Source organism: Phenylobacterium sp., from assembly GCF_965284355.1.
Classification (GTDB): domain Bacteria; phylum Pseudomonadota; class Alphaproteobacteria; order Caulobacterales; family Caulobacteraceae; genus Phenylobacterium.
Genome location: NZ_OZ260078.1, coordinates 3,216,951 through 3,233,759, shown reverse-complemented (window position 1 = coordinate 3,233,759; position 16,809 = coordinate 3,216,951). Strand labels below are relative to the sequence as shown.

24 protein-coding genes are annotated in these 16,809 nt (G+C 69.2%); 20 read left to right on the top strand and 4 right to left on the bottom strand.

Annotation, left to right across the window (positions count from 1 at the left end; all coding sequences use genetic code 11):
• Window positions 1–94: 94 nt before the first annotated feature.
• A complete protein-coding gene (locus ACQ66R_RS15855; RefSeq protein ID WP_430423593.1) occupies window positions 95–805 on the bottom strand; it encodes a VOC family protein in 711 nt (236 codons plus the stop codon).
• Window positions 806–846: 41 nt separating this feature from the next.
• Between ACQ66R_RS15855 and ACQ66R_RS15850 the strand changes: the two genes are divergently transcribed.
• From ACQ66R_RS15850 to ACQ66R_RS15815, 8 genes are all read left to right on the top strand, one after another.
• The gene (locus ACQ66R_RS15850; protein ID WP_430423591.1) at window positions 847–1,812 is read left to right on the top strand and encodes a quinone oxidoreductase family protein; all 966 of its coding nucleotides are present in this window, start codon (window positions 847–849) and stop codon (window positions 1,810–1,812) included.
• 254 nt (window positions 1,813–2,066) lie between these two features.
• Window positions 2,067–2,906, top strand: a complete 840-nt coding sequence (locus ACQ66R_RS15845; RefSeq protein ID WP_430423589.1) for an alpha/beta fold hydrolase — start codon at window positions 2,067–2,069, stop codon at window positions 2,904–2,906.
• 173 nt (window positions 2,907–3,079) lie between these two features.
• On the top strand, window positions 3,080–3,865 hold the full coding sequence (locus tag ACQ66R_RS15840; RefSeq protein ID WP_430423587.1) for an SDR family NAD(P)-dependent oxidoreductase: 786 nt from the start codon (window positions 3,080–3,082) through the stop codon (window positions 3,863–3,865).
• A gap of 10 nt (window positions 3,866–3,875) precedes the next feature.
• Entirely contained in the window at window positions 3,876–4,466 is a 591-nt protein-coding gene (locus ACQ66R_RS15835; RefSeq protein ID WP_430423585.1) for a histidine phosphatase family protein, read from the top strand.
• Window positions 4,467–4,606: 140 nt separating this feature from the next.
• Window positions 4,607–5,749, top strand: coding sequence for a collagen-binding domain-containing protein (locus ACQ66R_RS15830; RefSeq protein WP_430423584.1), 1,143 nt, complete (start codon window positions 4,607–4,609; stop codon window positions 5,747–5,749).
• A gap of 81 nt (window positions 5,750–5,830) precedes the next feature.
• Window positions 5,831–6,577, top strand: a complete 747-nt coding sequence (locus ACQ66R_RS15825; RefSeq protein WP_430423582.1) for a YebC/PmpR family DNA-binding transcriptional regulator — start codon at window positions 5,831–5,833, stop codon at window positions 6,575–6,577.
• Window positions 6,577–6,801: a hypothetical protein gene (locus ACQ66R_RS15820; RefSeq protein WP_430423580.1), complete on the top strand. Its 225-nt coding sequence runs from the start codon at window positions 6,577–6,579 to the stop codon at window positions 6,799–6,801. Before ACQ66R_RS15825 ends, ACQ66R_RS15820 begins: the two co-directional genes overlap by 1 nt.
• Before the next feature lie 82 nt (window positions 6,802–6,883).
• Window positions 6,884–7,366 (top strand): SRPBCC family protein, encoded by a 483-nt coding sequence (locus tag ACQ66R_RS15815; protein WP_430423578.1) that lies wholly within the window; start codon window positions 6,884–6,886, stop codon window positions 7,364–7,366.
• A 52-nt stretch (window positions 7,367–7,418) separates the two neighbouring features.
• On the opposite strand, the gene ACQ66R_RS15810 is transcribed toward ACQ66R_RS15815, so the two are convergent.
• Window positions 7,419–7,628, bottom strand: a complete 210-nt coding sequence (locus tag ACQ66R_RS15810; protein ID WP_430423576.1) for a hypothetical protein — start codon at window positions 7,626–7,628, stop codon at window positions 7,419–7,421.
• A 114-nt stretch (window positions 7,629–7,742) separates the two neighbouring features.
• Between ACQ66R_RS15810 and ACQ66R_RS15805 the strand changes: the two genes are divergently transcribed.
• The 5 genes from ACQ66R_RS15805 to ACQ66R_RS15785 are packed head-to-tail and all read left to right on the top strand — an operon-like array spanning window position 7,743 to window position 10,415.
• The gene (locus ACQ66R_RS15805) at window positions 7,743–7,892 is read left to right on the top strand and encodes a hypothetical protein (protein ID WP_430423574.1); all 150 of its coding nucleotides are present in this window, start codon (window positions 7,743–7,745) and stop codon (window positions 7,890–7,892) included.
• A 23-nt stretch (window positions 7,893–7,915) separates the two neighbouring features.
• Window positions 7,916–8,644 (top strand): EcsC family protein, encoded by a 729-nt coding sequence (locus ACQ66R_RS15800; RefSeq protein ID WP_430423572.1) that lies wholly within the window; start codon window positions 7,916–7,918, stop codon window positions 8,642–8,644.
• Window positions 8,644–9,114: a nuclear transport factor 2 family protein gene (locus ACQ66R_RS15795; RefSeq protein WP_430423570.1), complete on the top strand. Its 471-nt coding sequence runs from the start codon at window positions 8,644–8,646 to the stop codon at window positions 9,112–9,114. Before ACQ66R_RS15800 ends, ACQ66R_RS15795 begins: the two co-directional genes overlap by 1 nt.
• Entirely contained in the window at window positions 9,102–9,698 is a 597-nt protein-coding gene (locus tag ACQ66R_RS15790; RefSeq protein WP_430423568.1) for a hypothetical protein, read from the top strand. The genes ACQ66R_RS15795 and ACQ66R_RS15790 overlap by 13 nt, the downstream gene beginning before the upstream one ends.
• Before the next feature lie 9 nt (window positions 9,699–9,707).
• Window positions 9,708–10,415, top strand: coding sequence for a peptidylprolyl isomerase (locus tag ACQ66R_RS15785; RefSeq protein ID WP_430423567.1), 708 nt, complete (start codon window positions 9,708–9,710; stop codon window positions 10,413–10,415).
• A gap of 50 nt (window positions 10,416–10,465) precedes the next feature.
• On the opposite strand, the gene ACQ66R_RS15780 is transcribed toward ACQ66R_RS15785, so the two are convergent.
• Window positions 10,466–11,161, bottom strand: a complete 696-nt coding sequence (locus tag ACQ66R_RS15780) for a PEPxxWA-CTERM sorting domain-containing protein (RefSeq protein WP_430423565.1) — start codon at window positions 11,159–11,161, stop codon at window positions 10,466–10,468.
• 190 nt (window positions 11,162–11,351) lie between these two features.
• Between ACQ66R_RS15780 and ACQ66R_RS15775 the strand changes: the two genes are divergently transcribed.
• From ACQ66R_RS15775 to ACQ66R_RS15760, 4 genes are all read left to right on the top strand, one after another.
• On the top strand, window positions 11,352–11,771 hold the full coding sequence (locus ACQ66R_RS15775; protein ID WP_430423563.1) for an ester cyclase: 420 nt from the start codon (window positions 11,352–11,354) through the stop codon (window positions 11,769–11,771).
• Window positions 11,768–12,364, top strand: a complete 597-nt coding sequence (locus ACQ66R_RS15770; protein ID WP_430423561.1) for a TetR/AcrR family transcriptional regulator — start codon at window positions 11,768–11,770, stop codon at window positions 12,362–12,364. The genes ACQ66R_RS15775 and ACQ66R_RS15770 overlap by 4 nt, the downstream gene beginning before the upstream one ends.
• 10 nt (window positions 12,365–12,374) lie before the next feature.
• Window positions 12,375–12,851 carry a cupin domain-containing protein gene (locus ACQ66R_RS15765; protein WP_430423560.1) on the top strand — a complete coding sequence of 159 codons (477 nt, stop codon included), beginning with the start codon at window positions 12,375–12,377 and terminating at the stop codon, window positions 12,849–12,851.
• Between the two features lie 337 nt (window positions 12,852–13,188).
• Window positions 13,189–13,848: a hypothetical protein gene (locus tag ACQ66R_RS15760; RefSeq protein WP_430423558.1), complete on the top strand. Its 660-nt coding sequence runs from the start codon at window positions 13,189–13,191 to the stop codon at window positions 13,846–13,848.
• A gap of 159 nt (window positions 13,849–14,007) precedes the next feature.
• Here ACQ66R_RS15760 and ACQ66R_RS15755 read toward each other — a convergent pair whose 3' ends face one another.
• On the bottom strand, window positions 14,008–14,631 hold the full coding sequence (locus ACQ66R_RS15755) for an adenylate/guanylate cyclase domain-containing protein (RefSeq protein WP_430423556.1): 624 nt from the start codon (window positions 14,629–14,631) through the stop codon (window positions 14,008–14,010).
• A gap of 68 nt (window positions 14,632–14,699) precedes the next feature.
• Here ACQ66R_RS15755 and ACQ66R_RS15750 point away from each other — a divergent pair, with 68 nt between their 5' ends.
• From ACQ66R_RS15750 to ruvC, 3 genes are all read left to right on the top strand, one after another.
• Window positions 14,700–15,470, top strand: a complete 771-nt coding sequence (locus ACQ66R_RS15750; RefSeq protein WP_430423554.1) for a site-2 protease family protein — start codon at window positions 14,700–14,702, stop codon at window positions 15,468–15,470.
• Between the two features lie 36 nt (window positions 15,471–15,506).
• A complete protein-coding gene (locus tag ACQ66R_RS15745) occupies window positions 15,507–16,196 on the top strand; it encodes an SHOCT domain-containing protein (RefSeq protein WP_430423552.1) in 690 nt (229 codons plus the stop codon).
• Between the two features lie 79 nt (window positions 16,197–16,275).
• A complete protein-coding gene (gene ruvC / locus ACQ66R_RS15740) occupies window positions 16,276–16,779 on the top strand; it encodes a crossover junction endodeoxyribonuclease RuvC (RefSeq protein WP_430423550.1) in 504 nt (167 codons plus the stop codon).
• Window positions 16,780–16,809: the final 30 nt, after the last annotated feature.

The window sequence follows — 16,809 nt, the reverse complement described above, 5'->3', positions numbered from 1 at the left end:
TCCGAATTGTTCGGGGTCATGGAATCGTGTCGAAGGGTTACGCGCGGCCAGCCAGAGCAAGACTCACGCCATCCAGGCTTGCAGACCCGCTCGCCTAGGTAAGGTCGCCCACGATCGACGCCCGCTGGCTGAGTTCGATCCAGTTGCCGTCGGGGTCGCGCACCATCGAGATCCGCGCGGTGGTTCCCAGCGTGACCGGGGCCAGCGCCTCGCGGCCGCCCTTGGCCAGGACGGCGGCGTGCTCGTCGTCGACCTTGAAGACCTGGAAGGTGATGTAGCGCCAGCCCGGCCCCTGCATCTGGGCGTCGGCCGGCGCCGAGGGGTCGGCCTCCAGCAGAATCAGGCTCTCGCCGGCGCGGAACACGCCCGGCCGTTCCTCGGGCAGCCCCAGCGCCTCGCCGTAGAAGCGCCGGTGGGCCTCCAGATCGCGAACCCCGAGCCGCACGCCGATCTGGCCGACACCCTCATGACCGGGCGGCATAAGGCTCACCCGATTGCCTTCCGGATCGGCCAACATCCGCGGCGCCGTCAGCCCCTCACGCGAGATGACCAGCTCGAGATAGCCGCTGGGCGGGTTAGACGGCAGCGGGGCCGCGTGATGGTTGATCTTCAACACGCTCCCCAGCACGTCGTGGCGGTGCTGATCCTGCCCCCGGCGGATGGGCAGCACGTGGTCCAGGGGCGCGCCCACTTCGCCCTGCCAGAACGCCAGCATGGGTTCGAGGGCGTTGGTGGCGAGGCCGATGTCGATCCGTGGCTTGGCCAGTTGCATGCCGTCCTCCCCTTGCGTCAGCACCATGGTCATGGAATGTCTGCCGTCAAACAAGCGTTTGAGGAGGATCCCCCATGAAAGCCGCCGTCTATTACGAGAACGGTCCTCCCAGCGTCCTGAAGTACGAGGACGTCCCCGATCCGCAGTGCCATCCCAAGGGCATCGTGATCCGCGTCGAGGCCGTGGCGATCGAGGGCGGCGACACGCTCAACCGGTTCGGCGGCCCGCTGATGACCAACCCGCACGTGGTCGGCTACCAGGCCGCCGGCGAGGTCATCGAGGTCGGCAGCGAAGTTACCAACCACAAGGTCGGCGACAAGGTCTGCACGACGGGCGGCTGGGGCAGCCACGCCGAGCTGCGCGCGGTCTCGGCCAAGACCGCCTGGAAGGTGCCCGACGGCCTGTCGACCAAGGAAGCCGCCGTGATCCCGGTCACCTTCGGCACCGCCGACGACTGCCTGTTCGAGTTCGGCCGCCTGAAGGCCGGCGAGGTGGCGTTGATCCAGGCCGGCGCCTCGGGCGTGGGCGTCGCCGCGATCCAGCTGGCCGCCAAGGCCGGCGCCTCGATGGTCATCGCCACCGCCTCCTCCGACGCGCGGCTGGACCGCCTCAAGGCCCTGGGGATGACCCACGGCATCAACTACTCCACCCATGACGTGGTCGAAGAGGTGATGCGGATCACCGACAAGAAGGGCGCAGACGTCGTCGTCGACTCCGTCGGCGGCGCCGTGCTGCAGAGCTCGATCAACAGCTTGGCCTATCGCGGGCGGGTCTCGACTGTCGGCCAGGCTGGGCGCGATCGCCAGAAGATGGACCTTTCCACCCTGATGGGCGGCAACCGCACCATCTCGGGCGTCTTCCTGGGCGCGGAGATCAACACCGACCGCGTGCAGAAGAGCATCACCAGCCTGATCGACCGCGTGGCGAAAGGCGAGTTGAAGGTGCTGATCGACCGCGAGTTCCCGCTATCCGAGGCCGCCGCCGCGCACGCCTACATCGAGAGCCGGGCCGCCGTGGGGCGGGTGCTGTTGATCCCGTAGGCCGCCATGGCCGGCTTAGTGGGCGAACACCTTCAGCCAGAGTCCGGCAAGGCCAAGCAGGATGAACGCCCACATCGCCAGGGACAACAGCAAGGGAACGATCACGCGCATGCTTCGGGTCCGCCCCTCCCCCCGGGCGACTCTTTCGTCAATGATTGGCGCACTCGGGCGCCGAAGACCAGCGACTTCACGCGTACGGGTGTGTGCGGCCCACATCGCACAACCCTCAGGGGTCAAGTCAGGAGGAAAAGCCGATGCCGAAAGCCCGTAGCGGCGACGCCGTCGAGATCGAATACGAGGTGTTCGGCGACGGTCCCGAGACCATTCTGCTGATCAACGGCCTGGGGTCGCAGATGACCCGCTGGCCCGAGGCGTTCTGCGCCAAACTCGTGGCCAAGGGCTACCGCGCGATCCGCATGGACAACCGCGACACCGGCCTCTCGACCTGGTTCCAGTCGGGCCAGCGCTACACCCTGAAGGACATGGCCGCCGACGCGATGGCGGTTCTGGACGCCGTGGGCGCGCCGAAGGCGCACATCGCCGGCGTCTCGATGGGCGGGATGATCGTCCAGCGCATCGCCATCGACTATCCGGCGCGCGTGCTGTCGCTCACGTCGATCATGTCGGCGCCCAGCGGCGATGTGGTGGCGACGCCCGAGGCGATGGCGGTGATCAGCAACCCGCCGCCCGATCCGGCCGCCGACTACGAGGCCTTCATCGCCCACGGCATGAAGAACGCCCGCACCATTGGCAGCCCCGGCTATCCCTGGACCGACGAGGAACTGCGGGACCGTGTGGTCGCCGAGCATGCGCGCGCCTTCAATCCGGCCGGCGTGGGCCGCCAGCGTCAGGCCATCGGCGCCGACGGCGACCGGACCGCGGAACTGAAGACGCTGAACGTGCCGACGGTCGTCCTCCACGGCGCCGACGACCCGCTGGTCCAGCCCGTGGGCGGCATCGACACCGCCAACGCCATCCCCGGCGCCGAACTTCGGATCATCCCCGGCATGGGCCACGACCTGCCGCCGGGCCTCTACGACATCTTCGTCGACGCGATCCTCGCGGCGGCGACCCGCGCCAAGACCACCGTATGACGCGGTCCTAGCGCCCCTCCACCGCTTCGCGGTCCCCCTCCCCCATTGGCATGGGGGAGGAACTAGAGCTGATTGATCGCCCCAGTTCCTCACCCGCTTGCGGGGGAGGGGGACCGCGAAGCGGTGGAGGGGGCACTGGGCTCGCACCGATATTCGCCTTTGTGAGGACCACCATGGGACGTCTTTCCGGCCGCACGGCCGTCATCACCGGCGCAGGCAGCGGCATCGGCCGGGCGGCGGCCAAGCTCTTCGCGGCCGAAGGCGCCGCCGTCATCTGCGCCGACATCACCGACGCCGTGTCGGCCACGGCGGCCACCATCAACGAGGCCGGCGGCAAGGCCATCGCCATCCAGGGCGACGCGGGCGACGACGCCTTCGTGAAGTCGCTGGTCGACCGAGCCGAGGCGGACTTCGGCGGCCTCGACGTCTTCTGGGCCAACGCCGGCATCTCGGGCGGCTTTGCGCCGCTCCATGAGCAGACCGCCGACTACTGGGCCAACATCCTGCGGGTGAACCTGATCGGCCCGTTCCTGGCCGTGAAGTACGCCAGCGCGGCGATGATCCCCCGGGGCCGCGGCGCGATCATCTGCACGGCCTCGGTGGCGGGCATCCGCTCCGGCGCGGGCGGCCCCGCCTATTCGGCGTCCAAGGCCGGCGTGATCAACTTGGTGCAGACCGCCGCCAACGAGCTCTACGGCACCGGGATCCGGGTCAACGCGGTGGCGCCCGGCCTGATCGAGACGGGCATGACCAAGCCCATCTTCGACGGCGCCCGGGCCCGCGGCAACGAGGACAAGATCGGCCAGCTGAACCCCACGACCCGCTACGGCGAGCCGGAGGAGATCGCCCGCGCCGGCCTGTTCCTGGCCTCGGACGACGCCAGCTACGTCAACGGCCAGACCCTGGCGGTGGACGGCGGCCTGTCCACCTCGCACCCGGTGGTCCGCCGCAAGCGATGACCGTCCCCCAGTGATAATCCTCGTCCGGCATGGCGAGACGTTCTGGAACCGCGAAGGGCGCATCCAGGGCCGCACCGAGAGCGACCTGACGCCGCTGGGCGAGCGTCAGGCCGCGGCGATGGCCGCGCTGGCGGCCGACCTGGTCGGCGCCGAGGGTCCCCACGGCTGGCGGCTGGTCTGCAGCCCCATCGGTCGGGCCCAGCGCACCGCCGGCTTCGTGGCCGAGGCCACGGGATTGCCGATCGAAACGGACGCAAGGTTGGCCGAGATCTGTTGCGGGGCGTGGGAGGGCCGGTTGCGCGCCGAGATCGCCCACATCCACCCGGACGCCTTCGCGACCCGCGAGTGGTTCTTCGGCGCGCCCGGCGGCGAGACCTTCGAGGACGTCACCGCCCGCGCCTCGGACTGGCTGGGAACGCTTCCGCCCGAACCTGAGCGCCGCATCATCGCCGTCAGCCACGGCGTCTGGGGCCGCCTGCTGCGCGGCGCCTACGCCGGGCTCGACCGGCAGGCGACCCTCGACCAGGACGTCCCGCAGGACGCCGTCTACCGCCTGTACAACGGCCAGATCGACCGCTTCGACTGCGAGCCGCTGGACTGATCGGCGGGCGCCCAGGCCGGCGGCTGCGACACCAGGCCATGCTGCATCGCACACTCAAGATGGGTATTTGACGCCCGCAACCGCCGAATTCGGGGCGCGGTGGGTGCGTCCTTTAACCTTTTCAAGGCGTAGTAGCGTCGATGCACCCGGTCCGCCCCCTCTTCGCAGCCGCAACCGCCAGCCTGGCGCTGGCCGGCGCCGCCATGGCCGCCCCTCTGCCCAGCGCCGTCGGCGCCGATCAGATCAATGGCGGCTTCCAGGCGATGCGCGACTTCAACCTCATCGTCCTGAAGGATCTGCAGTCGACCTCGGAGGTCCAGGGCCGGACGTTCGTGGGCGGCAATCTGAAGGGCGGATCTTCGTCGAACTACCTGACCTCGCCGGGCGCGCAGGGGACAGGCGGCGTGGCGCTCACGGTCGGCGGTAACGTCACGGGCGGCGCGAAGAACATCAACAACGGCGGCAGCCTCAAGGTGGGCGGCAACCTCGACTCCGGCGCCAACATGAACGGCGGCGGCTCGGTGACGGTCGACGGCAACGTCAAGAAGGTCAACGCCAACGGCGCCTCGGTCTATGCCGGCGGCAACGTCGAAGGCACGAACGCCAAGGACATCTACTACGGCGGCTCGATCAAGACCTCGAACGGGACGAAGCACGCGGGCGACAAGAGCGCCGACGGTCTCCAGGCGGCGATCGAGGAACAGGCCGCCATCTACGAGCAGGAGCTGCAGGCCACGTCCAACTACCTGGCCGAGCTTGACGCCACCAGCATCATGACGACCACCAGCCAGCAGGCGATCTTCAACCCCGGCCTCGGCTCGGGCGCGGCGATCTTCTCGATCAGCGACCTGAAGGGCCAGCTGACCGGCAAGAGCCAGCTGATCGTCGAGGCGCCTGAGAGCTACGACCTGATCGTCATCAACGTGGCCGGCGCGAAGGTCAGCCTGCCCAGCAGCATCAACTTCAACAGCTCGGCCAACCTGGGCCAGAAGGTGATCTGGAACTTCTTCGAGGCCACCAGCATCGATCTGGGCTCCAAGAGCTGGTACGGCTCGGTGCTCGCGCCCAAGGCCGACCTGAAGATCGGCAACTTCATCCAGGGCTCGGTCGTCGCCCGAAGCCTGGTCCAGAACGGCGCGATCAAGATGGACAACTACCGGTCCTCGGTCACCGTCGCCGAATTCGCCGGCGGCGTGCCGGAACCGGCCACCTGGGCGATGATGATCCTCGGCTTCGGCGCGATCGGCGCGGTCATCCGCCGCCGCCGGGCCGCGCTGGCCTAGCGAACCGCCGGGGGTTCCTCCCGACGGGCCGGGTGCGGTAGAAGCTCCGACCGCATTCACACGACCGTCGCTTTCAGGACCATGGCCGGACACTCAAAGTTCAAGAACATCATGCACCGCAAGGGCCGCGCCGACAGCGCCCGGTCCAAGCTGTTCTCCAAGCTCTCCCGCGAGATCACGGTCGCGGCCAAGATGGGCCTGCCCGACCCGGCGATGAATGCGCGCCTGCGCCTGGCCGTGAACAACGCCAAGGCCGAGTCGCTGCCCAAGGACGTCATCGAACGCGCCATCAAGAAGGCCTCGGGCAACGACGCCGAGAGCTATGACGAGATCCGCTACGAGGGCTTCGGCCCCGGCGGCGTGGGCATCATCGTCGAGGCGCTGACCGACAACCGCAACCGCTCGGCCTCCACCGTGCGCTCCACCTTCACCAAATGCGGCGGCAACCTCGGCGAGACCGGCTCGGTGTCGTTCATGTGGGATCGCGTGGGCCAGATCGTCTACGGCCCCGAGGCCGGGTCCGAGGACAAGGTCATGGAAGCCGCCATCGAGGCCGGCGCCGACGACGTGGAATCCGACGAGGACGGCCACACCATCTACACGGCCTTCGAGACCCTCTCCGAAGTGGCCGCGGCCCTGGAAGCGGCCCTCGGCGCCGCGAAGTCGACCCAGCACGCCTGGAAGCCGAAGGCGCTCACCCCGCTCTCCGGCGACGCGGTCGGCACGCTGATGAAGCTGATCGAAACCCTGGAAGACGACGACGACATCCAGAACGTCTACTCCAACGCCGACATCGCGGCCGAGGACCTGGAGAAGCTGGCCGGCTGATGGCGCCCAAGCACGAACCCGAGGTCACCGACCTCGAGCGGTACCGCAAGGCCAAGGCCAAGGCCGAAGCCGAGAAGCGCAAGCCGCCGCCCCGGCCGAAGGCCCCGGGCCAGTCGTTCCTCGGCTCGAACCCCCGCGCGGGGCTCATCCTGGCGATCGTGGGGATCCTGGCCGTGATCCTGTGGCTGGGGCCGCTGCTGTGGTCGCTGGTCGCGCGGCTCTAAGCCGATCCAATCATCGTCACTTGAGCAATAGGCGCCCCCACGGAAAGACCGGTATGGTCACGGTCAACAGAGGGGAAACACCATGAAGACTATCGCCGCTCTCGCCGCCGCCGCGGCCGCTCTGGGCGCCGCCGGGGCCGCCAGCGCCGCCGACTTCGTCCGCATTCCGTTGGAGACCACGGTCAACGCGCCCGCCGACCTGGCCTGGAAGAAGGTCTCCGGCTACTGCAACATCGGCGCGTGGTTCAAGACCACCTGCGAGATCACGTCGGGCAAGGATGGCGAGGTCGGCGCCGTGCGCGTCATCGCCGGCCGGATCACCGAGCTGCTCGTGGCCAGCACCGCCTGGTCCTACACCTACTCGCAGCCGAAATCGCCGATCGACTACCACGGCACGCTGGAAATCCAGCCGATCGACAAGAAGACGTCGAAGCTGCTGTACACCCTGGTCTACGACGCCGCCGCCCTGCCGGACCCGTCGAAGAAGGACGCCGACATCGCGAACCGCACGAAGCAGTTCACCGGCCTCCTCGCCACCATCAAGGCGCAAGCCGAAGCGAAGTAGGCGCGCCCCTGCCCTTCCCCCGCAGCGGGAAGGGCAGACCGATGCTGGGCCGTCAGACCGGCGGCTCGCTCACGTCCTTCTCGCGCGCGGCGGCCTCCGCGCCGACCTCGAGCGCCGTCTTGCTGCCGTCGCCGGCCTGCGCGCTGGAGGCGGCGGCCTGCCGGGCGCTCTCGTCCTGAACCACGGCGTTGATTTCAGGCCCCGGCCCCCGGGACGCACAGGCCGACAGCAGCAGCATCGTCGTCACAACCAGCGTGCGCATGGCCTCGCGTTCCTCGGGTTTCGACAGGCGACGCAATGCCTCGGCCCAGTCGTGGTTCCGCCGCGTCCCCGGGCAGGCTAGAACAGCCGCCGAGTTCGGGGGAACGGAACCGACATGCAACGACGGAAGGTCGATCGCGCCCAACGGATGCGGGCCCGGCGAATCTGGTGGGAACGCAACGGCGCCTTCGTGCGCGGCGCGCTCGTGGGCAGCGTGGTCACCGCCATCGGGGCGTGGATCCTGCAGATGGTCATGTTCCGATAGCCCGCAGCTCGCCCCCCTTCGGCGTGGCCGAGCCCGCCTACGAGAGCTGGGCGCAGGGCGAAGTGGCCCACTGGCGGGCCCAGGTGCTCAGGCCGCCCTCGGCGCTGGACCGCGCCGCCCGCGGCGTCCAGGGCCGCATCAACCAGATCATTCCGGAAAAGGTGCACGCCGCCGTCACCACGGTGATCGAGGGCATGACCCGCACGATCCTGACCGGCGCCGACCTCACCACCGCCCGGCCGCTGATCGACGCCCCGCTGGCCGAGCGTGACCGCAGGGCCCTGGCCGCCGTCGACGGCTATCGGGCGACCGCCGCGGTCGAGGGCGGCGTCGCGGGCGCCGGCGGCTTCGTCCTGGCGCTCGCCGACTTTCCCGCGCTGCTGGTGCTCAAGATCAAGCTGTTGTTCGACCTGTCGGCGATTTACGGCCACGAGGCCGAGGTGTTCGCCGAGCGGCTCTACATCCTGGCGCTGTTCCAGCTGGCCTTCTCGGGCGCCGAGCACCGGGCCCAGGTGTTCCACGGCCTGGAGGGCTGGGACACCCGCGAGCACCCCGCCGACTTCGAGCACTTTGACTGGCGGGCCTTCCAGCGCGAGTACCGCGACTTCATCGACCTGGCCAAGATGGCCCAGCTCATCCCCGTCGTGGGCGCCCCGATCGGCGCCTTCGTGAACTGGCGGCTGCTGGAACGCCTGGGCGACACGGCGGTGAACGGGTACCGAATGCGCTGGCTCGCGCGTTCGGAGTCGTGATGCGCCCCTTCGCCCTCCTTTTCCTCGCCCTCGTCGCCGGCCCGGCCCTCGCCCAGCCCGCACGGATCACTGACGCCGACGTCCGCGCGTTCGCGGCCCGCCAGGAGCAGGCCTGGAACGCGGGAGACATCGACCGCTATTTCGCGGGCTTCACGCCGAACGCCCGCTTCACCGATCAGGCCTACGTCGGCGACAAGCCGCCGGTCCCTTATGGGACGTCCACGACGGCGCAGGCCCGCGAACAGGCCCGACGCACCCGCGGCCAGTCCCGCGAGCGCGGCGAGATCCGTCGCATCCAGATCGCCCCCGACGGCCGCTCGGCCATCGTCACCTCGCGCGTCGGCTCCGTGGTCCAGACCTCCGGCAAACCGCGCCGCCTGTGCGCCTCGCGCGTCCAGACGCTTGTTGTGTCGGCCGCCGGGATGCGTGCGACCGGCCAGACAGATACGTTCGTCAAATGCAGCCAGTGATTCCTTCCCGACTTCAGATCGGCGTCGATGTCCCCTGGGTCTCCAGCTGGAGTCAGGAGAAGCCAGGCGGGATCGGGCCCTGCCCCACCGTCGACGGCGAGATGGCGGCCCTGCAGATGTGGAAGCCCGGGCAGGGCGAGCCGCTCTTCGCGCGGCAGCATCTGCGCCGGCAACGGGACTCGGTGCGCGCGCTGCTCTGCCCCATGTGTGGGAAACACGCGCCGGAAGGCGACCGCTGGACCCTGACCGGCCGCTTCTACGCCGCCGGCGTCGTGCGGGCGCGCGGCTTCGGCAAGCTCCTGCCGGACGACCTGGATGATGATCGGGTGGTTCTGGACTGCGGGACCATTGCGCCCATGCACTTCCAGTGCGCGCACGTCTCGCTGCAGCACTGTCCGCCCCTGCGCGCCCTGCCCGAGAAGGACCTCAAGGCCTTTCCGCCCGTTTGGACGGTGGCGCCCCTCTATGTGGAAGGCCGCCAGCAGGTGACCAACAAGCCCATCGCCGCGGTCGGCTTCATGCAGCTGGTGGGCATCACCAACACCCGGGACCCCGACTGGCGGGCCAGCCTGCCGCCGGGCTAATCTAGGCGCATGCTCCGCACCACGCTGATCGCGCTCGTCGCGCTGACCGCCCTTCCCGCCGCCGCCCAGCAGCCGGCCGCGACGCCGGCGCCCGCCGCAGCGACACCCGCACCCGCGACGACACCCGTTCCGGCGGCCCCGGCCGCGCCTGCGACGCCCACCACGCCCGCGCCCAAGCCGTATCCGAAGGTGAAGGTCGAGACGACCGAGGGCGCCTTCGTCGTCGAGCTCTATCCCGACAAGGCCCCGATCACGGTGGCCAACTACCTCAAGTACGTCGACCGCGGCCTGTTCGTCGGCGCCGCCTGCTTCCGCGCCAGCAAGCCCAAGGACTACGCCGGCAATGACTACGGCCTGGTCCAGTGCGGCCAGAAGGATCCGGCCAAGAAGCTGCCGCCGATCGCCCACGAGTCGACGATCAAGACCGGCCTGACTCACGGCAAGGACGGCGTCATCTCCATGGGCCGCTTCGCGCCCGGCACCGCCCAGGCCGACTGGTCCATCATGCTGGGCGACATGAGCTATCTCGACGCCGACAAGAAGAACCCCGCCGCCAACCCCGGCTTCGCCGCGTTCGGTCAGGTGGTCGAAGGCCTGGAAGTCATCAGGAAGATCATCGTCATGCCCACCGACCCCAACAAGGGCGACGGCGCGATGAAGGGCGAGATCCTGGTGAAGCCGGTGCGGATCAACAAGGTCAGCCGCGTCACGGGCTGACTTCAGCATCGGGCGACCGGCGACTGGCTGATCGCCCGATACCTGTCAGGTCAGGCCCACGCCGTCCTGCGCCGGCTCATGCGCAGCATCGCGCCCGCGCCGCCGAAGCCCAGGATCATGAGGGCCCACGTGCCGGGCTCCGGAATTCCGCCCGTCACGTCGCCCGCCACGATGTAGGCCCGGTCGACGACGAAGTCGCCCGCCGCGCCCGGGGCGGAATTGTAGAGGAACGACGTGTCGTAGAAGCCGTCCGCCGCGATGTTGGCCACGCCCGCGAAATGCATCCACTGCTGCGGCGTCGAGGCGTCGACGGTGAAGTTGGCCAGGTTCACGCCCGCCACCGACCCCGTGAAGGTCGCATTGCCCGGATTGCCGAAGCCGTTGAGCGGCACATAGACCGAGAAGCCGATCGTGTACTGGCCCGCCGTCAGGAACACCGACTGCGACAGCGTTTCCGTGGCGCCGTCGGCCACGAAGTAGGCGGCGTGGTCACCCACCGCGTCAGGGCTGGGCGAGGAGGTGTCGTCCGGCGGAATCGCCTCGCCGAACGCGCCGGTGGGATAGCCCGACGCCGAGTTGTAGTTGAGCACCGCCGCCGGGAAGCCGGTCGGCGTGACGCCGGCATAGCTCCATCCGGTGAAGTCGCCGGTCTCGAAACTGCCATTGGCCAGCAGGTTGACCGCTGCCGACGCCTGCCCGGCGAACGCCGTCCCAGCAGCGAGCGCCGCTATGCATAGAAGCCTCATGGCCCCGTACTCCGTGTCATTCTGGAAGGCCCCCAACCTGACTTGCGCGGGTTTTGAAGCACAACCTTTGGCCGAGCGAAACAAAACTAAAAGTCGTGCCAATCGGAACTATCCGGCGTTTCGCGACTATAATCTTTACATGAGATATTTGTCTCATTATCAAGGAGTCCATCAACCGCGAGGCTTCGCCATGCCCCTGACCCCCGCCCAGATGGACGCCCAGATCGACGAGCACTTCGGCTTCGAGCAGGCCGACAACGTCGAGGGCGTGCTGGCCACGCTTACGCCCGATGTGAACCACGACATCGTGGGCTGGCCGGGCGGCCCGACCCGCGGGGTGGAGGGCGCGCGGCCATTTTACGAGACGCTTTTCGCCGACCTGTCCGACGGCCGGGTCGAGACGATTCGCCGTCTCTACGGCGAGAACTTCCTGGTCGACGAAAGCCTGTGGCGCGGCAGGGCGCCCGGCCGCCCCTTCGGCCTGGAAGGCCGCGACCGGCCGCTGGAGTTCCGCCTGCTGCACGTGGTCGAGTACGCAGACGACGGAAAGATGAAGGCCGAGCAGGTGTGGATCGACCTGGCGGCGATCCAGCAACAGCTCCCGCAATGAGCCAAGGGCGCGCCAATCAGCGCCTGCGCACCCGCAAGGACCTGCTGGAGGCCGCCAACCGCCTGATGCGCGAGGGCAAGCGGCCCACGTTCGAGGAGGTCGCCGAGGCCGCCCTGGTCTCGCGCGCCACCGCCTACCGCTACTTCCCCGGCCTCGAGGCGCTGATGTTCGAGGCCGGCCTCGACGTGGCGATGCCGACGCCCGAGGCCTTCTTCGAAGGCGACACGACCACCGATCCCGTGGTGCGTCTCGAACGGCTGGAAGCCGCCCTCTTCCGCATGATCGCCGAGAACGAAGCTCCCATGCGGATGCTCCTGGCCCGTTCGCTCCAGCGCAGCGTCGATCCCGACCACGATCCGGCCGTCCCGGTGCGCCAGAACCGCCGCCGCGGCCTGATCGCCGAGGCCCTGGCGCCGGCCCGCGGCCAGTTCGGCGCCGCCGAGTTCGACACCCTCAGCAAGGCGCTGGTCCTGCTGCTGGGCATCGAGGCCGAGGTGGCTTTCAAGGACGTGATGCGCGTCGATGCGGCAGAGGCCGCCCGCATCCGCCGCTGGATGATTCGGGCGCTGGTCGAGGCGGCGCGTAGCCGCTAGCGTCGCCGTCATGAGCGAAGACGTGCAGATTCCCGAGGACGGCTGGAAGCACTCCGGCGTCCGCGTCGTGCCCGGCGACCAGCTGGGTCCGGTCAGCGCCACCACCCCCGGGATGGACCGCGCCGTGGCTATCGACCGGGCCCGCATGGGCGCCCAGAAGCTCTGGGCCGGCACCGTCCACATCCACGCCAACGCCAAGACCGGCGCCCACCACCACGGCCCGCTGGAGAGCGTCATCTACATCGTGTCGGGCCACGCCCGCATGCGCTGGGGCGAGCACCTGGAATTCACCGCAGAGGCCGGACCGGGCGACTTCATCTACGTGCCCCCGTTTGTCCCGCACCAGGAGATCAACGCCTCCACCGACGAGCCCCTCTCCTGCGTCCTCGTCCGCTCCGACTCCGAAGCCGTGGTGGTCAACCTCGACATCGACCCCGTCGAAATACCCGAAGGCGTCGCCTGGGTCGACCCGATCCACAAAGCCTGAGGCTTTCGGCGCACTGCGCTCCTTTCCCCCTCCCCCCAGAACGTCATGGCGGGGCCCGTCCCGGCAACCCAGATACGAGGCGCTGGCAGGAGGGCGCACCGTACTCCCCGCCTGCGCTCCATCACCAACCCCAAGAACGTCATGGCCGGGCCTGTCCCGGCTACCCAGATACGAGGCGCTGGCCGCAAGGCGCACCGTACTCCCCGCCCGCGCCCTCTCCGGAAACGGCGGCGCTTCTGGGTGGCCGGGACAAGCCCGGCCATGACGTTCCAAAAAGTACGAACGAAAAACCCACCTACGACCGTTTTTGTCGTAGGGGCGTGTTCCACTCGCGATCATGTCCGAGCCCGCGCCCGACATCTTCGAGGAAGACCAGCTGCTGGCCCGCGCGGCCCGCATGGACTTCACCTTCGCCGAGCGCCTCCACACCAAGGCGCTCGCCACCGAGGACACCGCCGAACTCTCCGACCTGGCCCGCGCCTACACCCGCCTGACCCGGTCGCTCCGCCAGACCCTGGCGCTCCTCAGCAAGCTGAGGGCCGAGCGCGCCAAGGCCGAACGCGAGGCGCCGCGCCGTTCCGCACGAGACCTCCAGGATCAGGCCGTCGATGAGCGCACCGCCCAGGTGCAGGACGCCGTCGAGCGGGTGATCTCCGCCGCCGCCGAGGGCGACGAGGCGCTCCACACCGACTGGTGCCACCGCTTCGACCGCGAGGTCGACGACTGGACCGAGAAGCCCGACTGGATCGTGGACGACGTCGACGCCGTCATCCGCCGCGTCTGCAAGGCCCTGGGCCTCCCCGACGACTACGCTCAACGCTGGCGGGATCTGCCGGACCCCACCTTCTTCCCCGACCCCGAGCCCGCCACACCCGAAGACATCGCCGCCGCCAACGCCGCCGCCCGCGCCTTCACCGCCGGCCTGCGGCCCATGGCCCCGGACCCCGCGCCTCGAGGGACCAGCCCCCGACGCCCCCACTGGCGCCCCTCCGGCTGACCCGCTGCCCGCGCGAAGCGCCCTAAATCCAAACCACGAAAGACGCGAAATACACGAAAGCGAGCCGGCTCCCGCCGCCCGCAGGCCGCCTCATGCCCTTTCGTGTATTTCGTGTATTTCGTGGTTCAGACCATGACAGCGCCTGCGGCGCGCAGGGCCTCAACCGACCACGTGGTAGACCAGCAGCAGGCCCGAGATGCTGACGCGTTCGACGGTGGTCTCGACGCCGGGGTCCAGTTCGGCGCGGGCGGCTTCGGTCAGCAGGATCTGGCCGCCCTGGGCGACGTCCTCGCCCAGCTTGGAGGTCAGGTTCACCTCGTCGCCGAACAGGTCCTCCTCGTCCAGCACGAGGATGTCGCCGAAGCCGATGCCGATGGAGGCGTAGAGCCTGCGGTCCACCGGCAGCAGGACATTGACGGTGCTCAGCCGGGTCACGATCTCGCGCGCGGCGCGGACCGCCGCCTCGACCGTCTCGAACAGGCAGTAGAGATTGTCGGCCTCGGCCTTCACCAGCTTGCCGCCCAGCCCCTGGATGGTCGGCACGGCCAGCAGCCGCATCTGGTGCACCATCAGCAGGAACTCGACGATCCCGTGACGCTGGGTGGTGCGCGTGAAGCCGCTCATGTCCAGGACCATGACGGCGCTGCGCCGCGTGAAGTCGCGCTCGATCTCCTCCGAGATCGCCTGGCGCTTCTCGGGCTCCTGGATGATCCGCGACAACAGGGCGTCCAGCCGCGCGTGCGTGTTCAGCGGGCCGTCGTCGTCGCGATCCACATCCGGCATCCTGCACCCCCTGGTTGGCCGCGCGATGCGAGCCTTCGAAAACCGCCGAGTCAATCTATCTCTGCCGTATGACCTCGACGTCGGCGACGCCCCAGGCGCCGCCCAACAACCTGATCGGCCTGGGCCTGCTGGCGACCTTCCTGGCGCTGGGCTGGGCGCTGGCCGTCCTTCCGCCGGGCAAGACCCCGCTCACCTTCGCCTTCGTGCTGTTCGGCTGGGTGCTGGCGGTGATGGCGCACGAGTTCAGCCATGCCGCCGTGGCGTTCCTCGCCGGCGACCACACGGTTCGCGACAAGGGCTACCTGGCCTTCGACCCGCGCCGCTATGCCGACCTGGGGGTCAGCCTGGTCATCCCGCTGGTCTTCCTGGCCCTGGGCGGCATCGGCTTCCCGGGCGGGGCGGTCTATCTGCGCAACGACCTGATGCGCAGCAAGCTCTGGCGCACCGCCGCCTCGCTCGCAGGCCCCGCCGCCACCTACGGCGTCCTGCTGGTGCTGGCCGTCGTGCTCATCACCCTGGGACGAGAAGGCCTGCCGAACGGGCTGTTCGACGCCATCGCCATGCTGGCCTTCCTGCAGGCCACGGCGCTACTCCTCAACCTCCTCCCGCTGCCGGGCCTGGACGGCTTCAACGCCCTCCGTCCCTACCTCCCGGAGGCGTGGGAGGTCGGTCTGCGCAAGATCGAGGGTCTGGTCTTCGTGGGCGTGTTCATCGCCTTCTCGTCCATCCCCGGCTTCAGCCGGTTCCTGTTCGGCGGCGGCGCGATCATCGCGCATCTGGCGGGCGTGCCGCTCGAGGCGGCCCAGGCCGGATGGGACGCCTTCCGCTTCTGGACGTGAACCGCTAGCGTCCGGCATCGAGATGTGGAGCTGCCGATGAAGGGCGTTGTCGAACTCCTGAAGGCCGCCGGCCTCTGGCTGCTGGTCTCGGTGCTGAGCCTGGGCGTGGGGCTGATCCCCCTGGCGATCTGGGCCGCGCTCGTCTTCCTGGGCGCCGAGGAACGCGCCCAGAAGGCCCGCGCCACGCTGAAGTCCACCCTGATGACCGGCGAACAGATCGTGGCCGAGGCCGTGCAGCACCGCGTCTTCGCCCTGTTTCGCCGCCGCATCGTCATCGCCATCACGTCCAGCCGCATCCTGACGGTGCAGCGCGGCCTGCTGGGCGGCTTCAAGATGGCCGACATGCAGTGGAAAGACCTCAAGGACGTCCGCCTCGAGCAGAACATCCTGGACGCGCTGTGCGGCTCGAACCTGGCGTTCGACAGCCTGCTGCTGGGCCACCCGGGCTTCGTCATCGACGGCGTCCCCTGCGAGGCGGCCACCGCCATGTACGCCAAGGCCCAGTACGAAGAGCAGGCCTGGGAAGAGAAGCGCCGGGTCCGCGGTCTGGAAGAGACCCGCGCCGCATCCGGCGGCGTCACGATCGGCTCCGCCGACGGGGCCGGCGGCGGGGGCAGCGACCGCATGGTCGAGGAAATCCGCAAGGCCAAGGAACTGCTGGACGCCGGCGCCATCAGCGACACCGAGTTCCAGGAGATGAAGGCCAAGATCCTGGGCCGGGTCTGAACCCCCAAGTCGTTCGGGTTAACCCTCGCTTCACCATTCCCACCGCTCCGTGGTTCCGGCATCTTCAGCGGAACAGACGATGAACGCGCCGATTCGCCCCATTCGCATCCTTGGCCTCGACCCGGGGCTTCGCCGCACCGGCTGGGGCGTGATCTCGTGCGAGGGCGCGCGGCTGACCCACGTGGCCCACGGCGTCATCGCGCCCAGGGATACCCTGGCCTTCGCCGAGCGGCTGCGGACGCTGTTCGTCGAGATCGAGGCGGTCATCGCGGCCCACGCGCCCGACGAAGCCGCTGTCGAAGAGACCTTCATGAACACCAACGCCCAGTCGGCCCTGAAGCTGGGCCATGCCCGAGCCATGGCGCTGGTGGTCCCTGCCCGCGCCGGCCTGCCGGTGGCCGAGTACGCCGCCACCGTGGTGAAAAAGGCCGTGGTCGGCACGGGCGGCGCCGACAAGGCCCAGGTGGGCTGGATGATCGCCCGCCTGCTGCCCACCGCCGGCAAGACGGCATCCGACTCCGCCGATGCCCTCGCCGTCGCCATCGCCCACGCCCACGCCCGGACGGCGCGGCGGGTGGCCTGATCGGGCTGGACGCTCAGCGACGTCGCCTCC

Bases quoted from the DNA above. Each gene is read 5' to 3' on its own strand.
- ACQ66R_RS15855 (WP_430423593.1), bottom strand. From the start codon at position 805: ATGACCATGGTGCTGACGCAAGGGGAGGACGGCATGCAACTGGCCAAG.
- ACQ66R_RS15850 (WP_430423591.1), top strand. From the start codon at position 847: ATGAAAGCCGCCGTCTATTACGAGAACGGTCCTCCCAGCGTCCTGAAG.
- ACQ66R_RS15845 (WP_430423589.1), top strand. From the start codon at position 2,067: ATGCCGAAAGCCCGTAGCGGCGACGCCGTCGAGATCGAATACGAGGTG.
- ACQ66R_RS15840 (WP_430423587.1), top strand. From the start codon at position 3,080: ATGGGACGTCTTTCCGGCCGCACGGCCGTCATCACCGGCGCAGGCAGC.
- ACQ66R_RS15830 (WP_430423584.1), top strand. From the start codon at position 4,607: ATGCACCCGGTCCGCCCCCTCTTCGCAGCCGCAACCGCCAGCCTGGCG.
- ACQ66R_RS15825 (WP_430423582.1), top strand. From the start codon at position 5,831: ATGGCCGGACACTCAAAGTTCAAGAACATCATGCACCGCAAGGGCCGC.
- ACQ66R_RS15820 (WP_430423580.1), top strand. From the start codon at position 6,577: ATGGCGCCCAAGCACGAACCCGAGGTCACCGACCTCGAGCGGTACCGC.
- ACQ66R_RS15815 (WP_430423578.1), top strand. From the start codon at position 6,884: ATGAAGACTATCGCCGCTCTCGCCGCCGCCGCGGCCGCTCTGGGCGCC.
- ACQ66R_RS15810 (WP_430423576.1), bottom strand. From the start codon at position 7,628: ATGCGCACGCTGGTTGTGACGACGATGCTGCTGCTGTCGGCCTGTGCG.
- ACQ66R_RS15805 (WP_430423574.1), top strand. From the start codon at position 7,743: ATGCAACGACGGAAGGTCGATCGCGCCCAACGGATGCGGGCCCGGCGA.
- ACQ66R_RS15795 (WP_430423570.1), top strand. From the start codon at position 8,644: ATGCGCCCCTTCGCCCTCCTTTTCCTCGCCCTCGTCGCCGGCCCGGCC.
- ACQ66R_RS15790 (WP_430423568.1), top strand. From the start codon at position 9,102: ATGCAGCCAGTGATTCCTTCCCGACTTCAGATCGGCGTCGATGTCCCC.
- ACQ66R_RS15785 (WP_430423567.1), top strand. From the start codon at position 9,708: ATGCTCCGCACCACGCTGATCGCGCTCGTCGCGCTGACCGCCCTTCCC.
- ACQ66R_RS15780 (WP_430423565.1), bottom strand. From the start codon at position 11,161: ATGAGGCTTCTATGCATAGCGGCGCTCGCTGCTGGGACGGCGTTCGCC.
- ACQ66R_RS15775 (WP_430423563.1), top strand. From the start codon at position 11,352: ATGCCCCTGACCCCCGCCCAGATGGACGCCCAGATCGACGAGCACTTC.
- ACQ66R_RS15770 (WP_430423561.1), top strand. From the start codon at position 11,768: ATGAGCCAAGGGCGCGCCAATCAGCGCCTGCGCACCCGCAAGGACCTG.
- ACQ66R_RS15765 (WP_430423560.1), top strand. From the start codon at position 12,375: ATGAGCGAAGACGTGCAGATTCCCGAGGACGGCTGGAAGCACTCCGGC.
- ACQ66R_RS15760 (WP_430423558.1), top strand. From the start codon at position 13,189: ATGTCCGAGCCCGCGCCCGACATCTTCGAGGAAGACCAGCTGCTGGCC.
- ACQ66R_RS15755 (WP_430423556.1), bottom strand. From the start codon at position 14,631: ATGCCGGATGTGGATCGCGACGACGACGGCCCGCTGAACACGCACGCG.
- ACQ66R_RS15750 (WP_430423554.1), top strand. From the start codon at position 14,700: ATGACCTCGACGTCGGCGACGCCCCAGGCGCCGCCCAACAACCTGATC.
- ACQ66R_RS15745 (WP_430423552.1), top strand. From the start codon at position 15,507: ATGAAGGGCGTTGTCGAACTCCTGAAGGCCGCCGGCCTCTGGCTGCTG.
- ruvC (WP_430423550.1), top strand. From the start codon at position 16,276: ATGAACGCGCCGATTCGCCCCATTCGCATCCTTGGCCTCGACCCGGGG.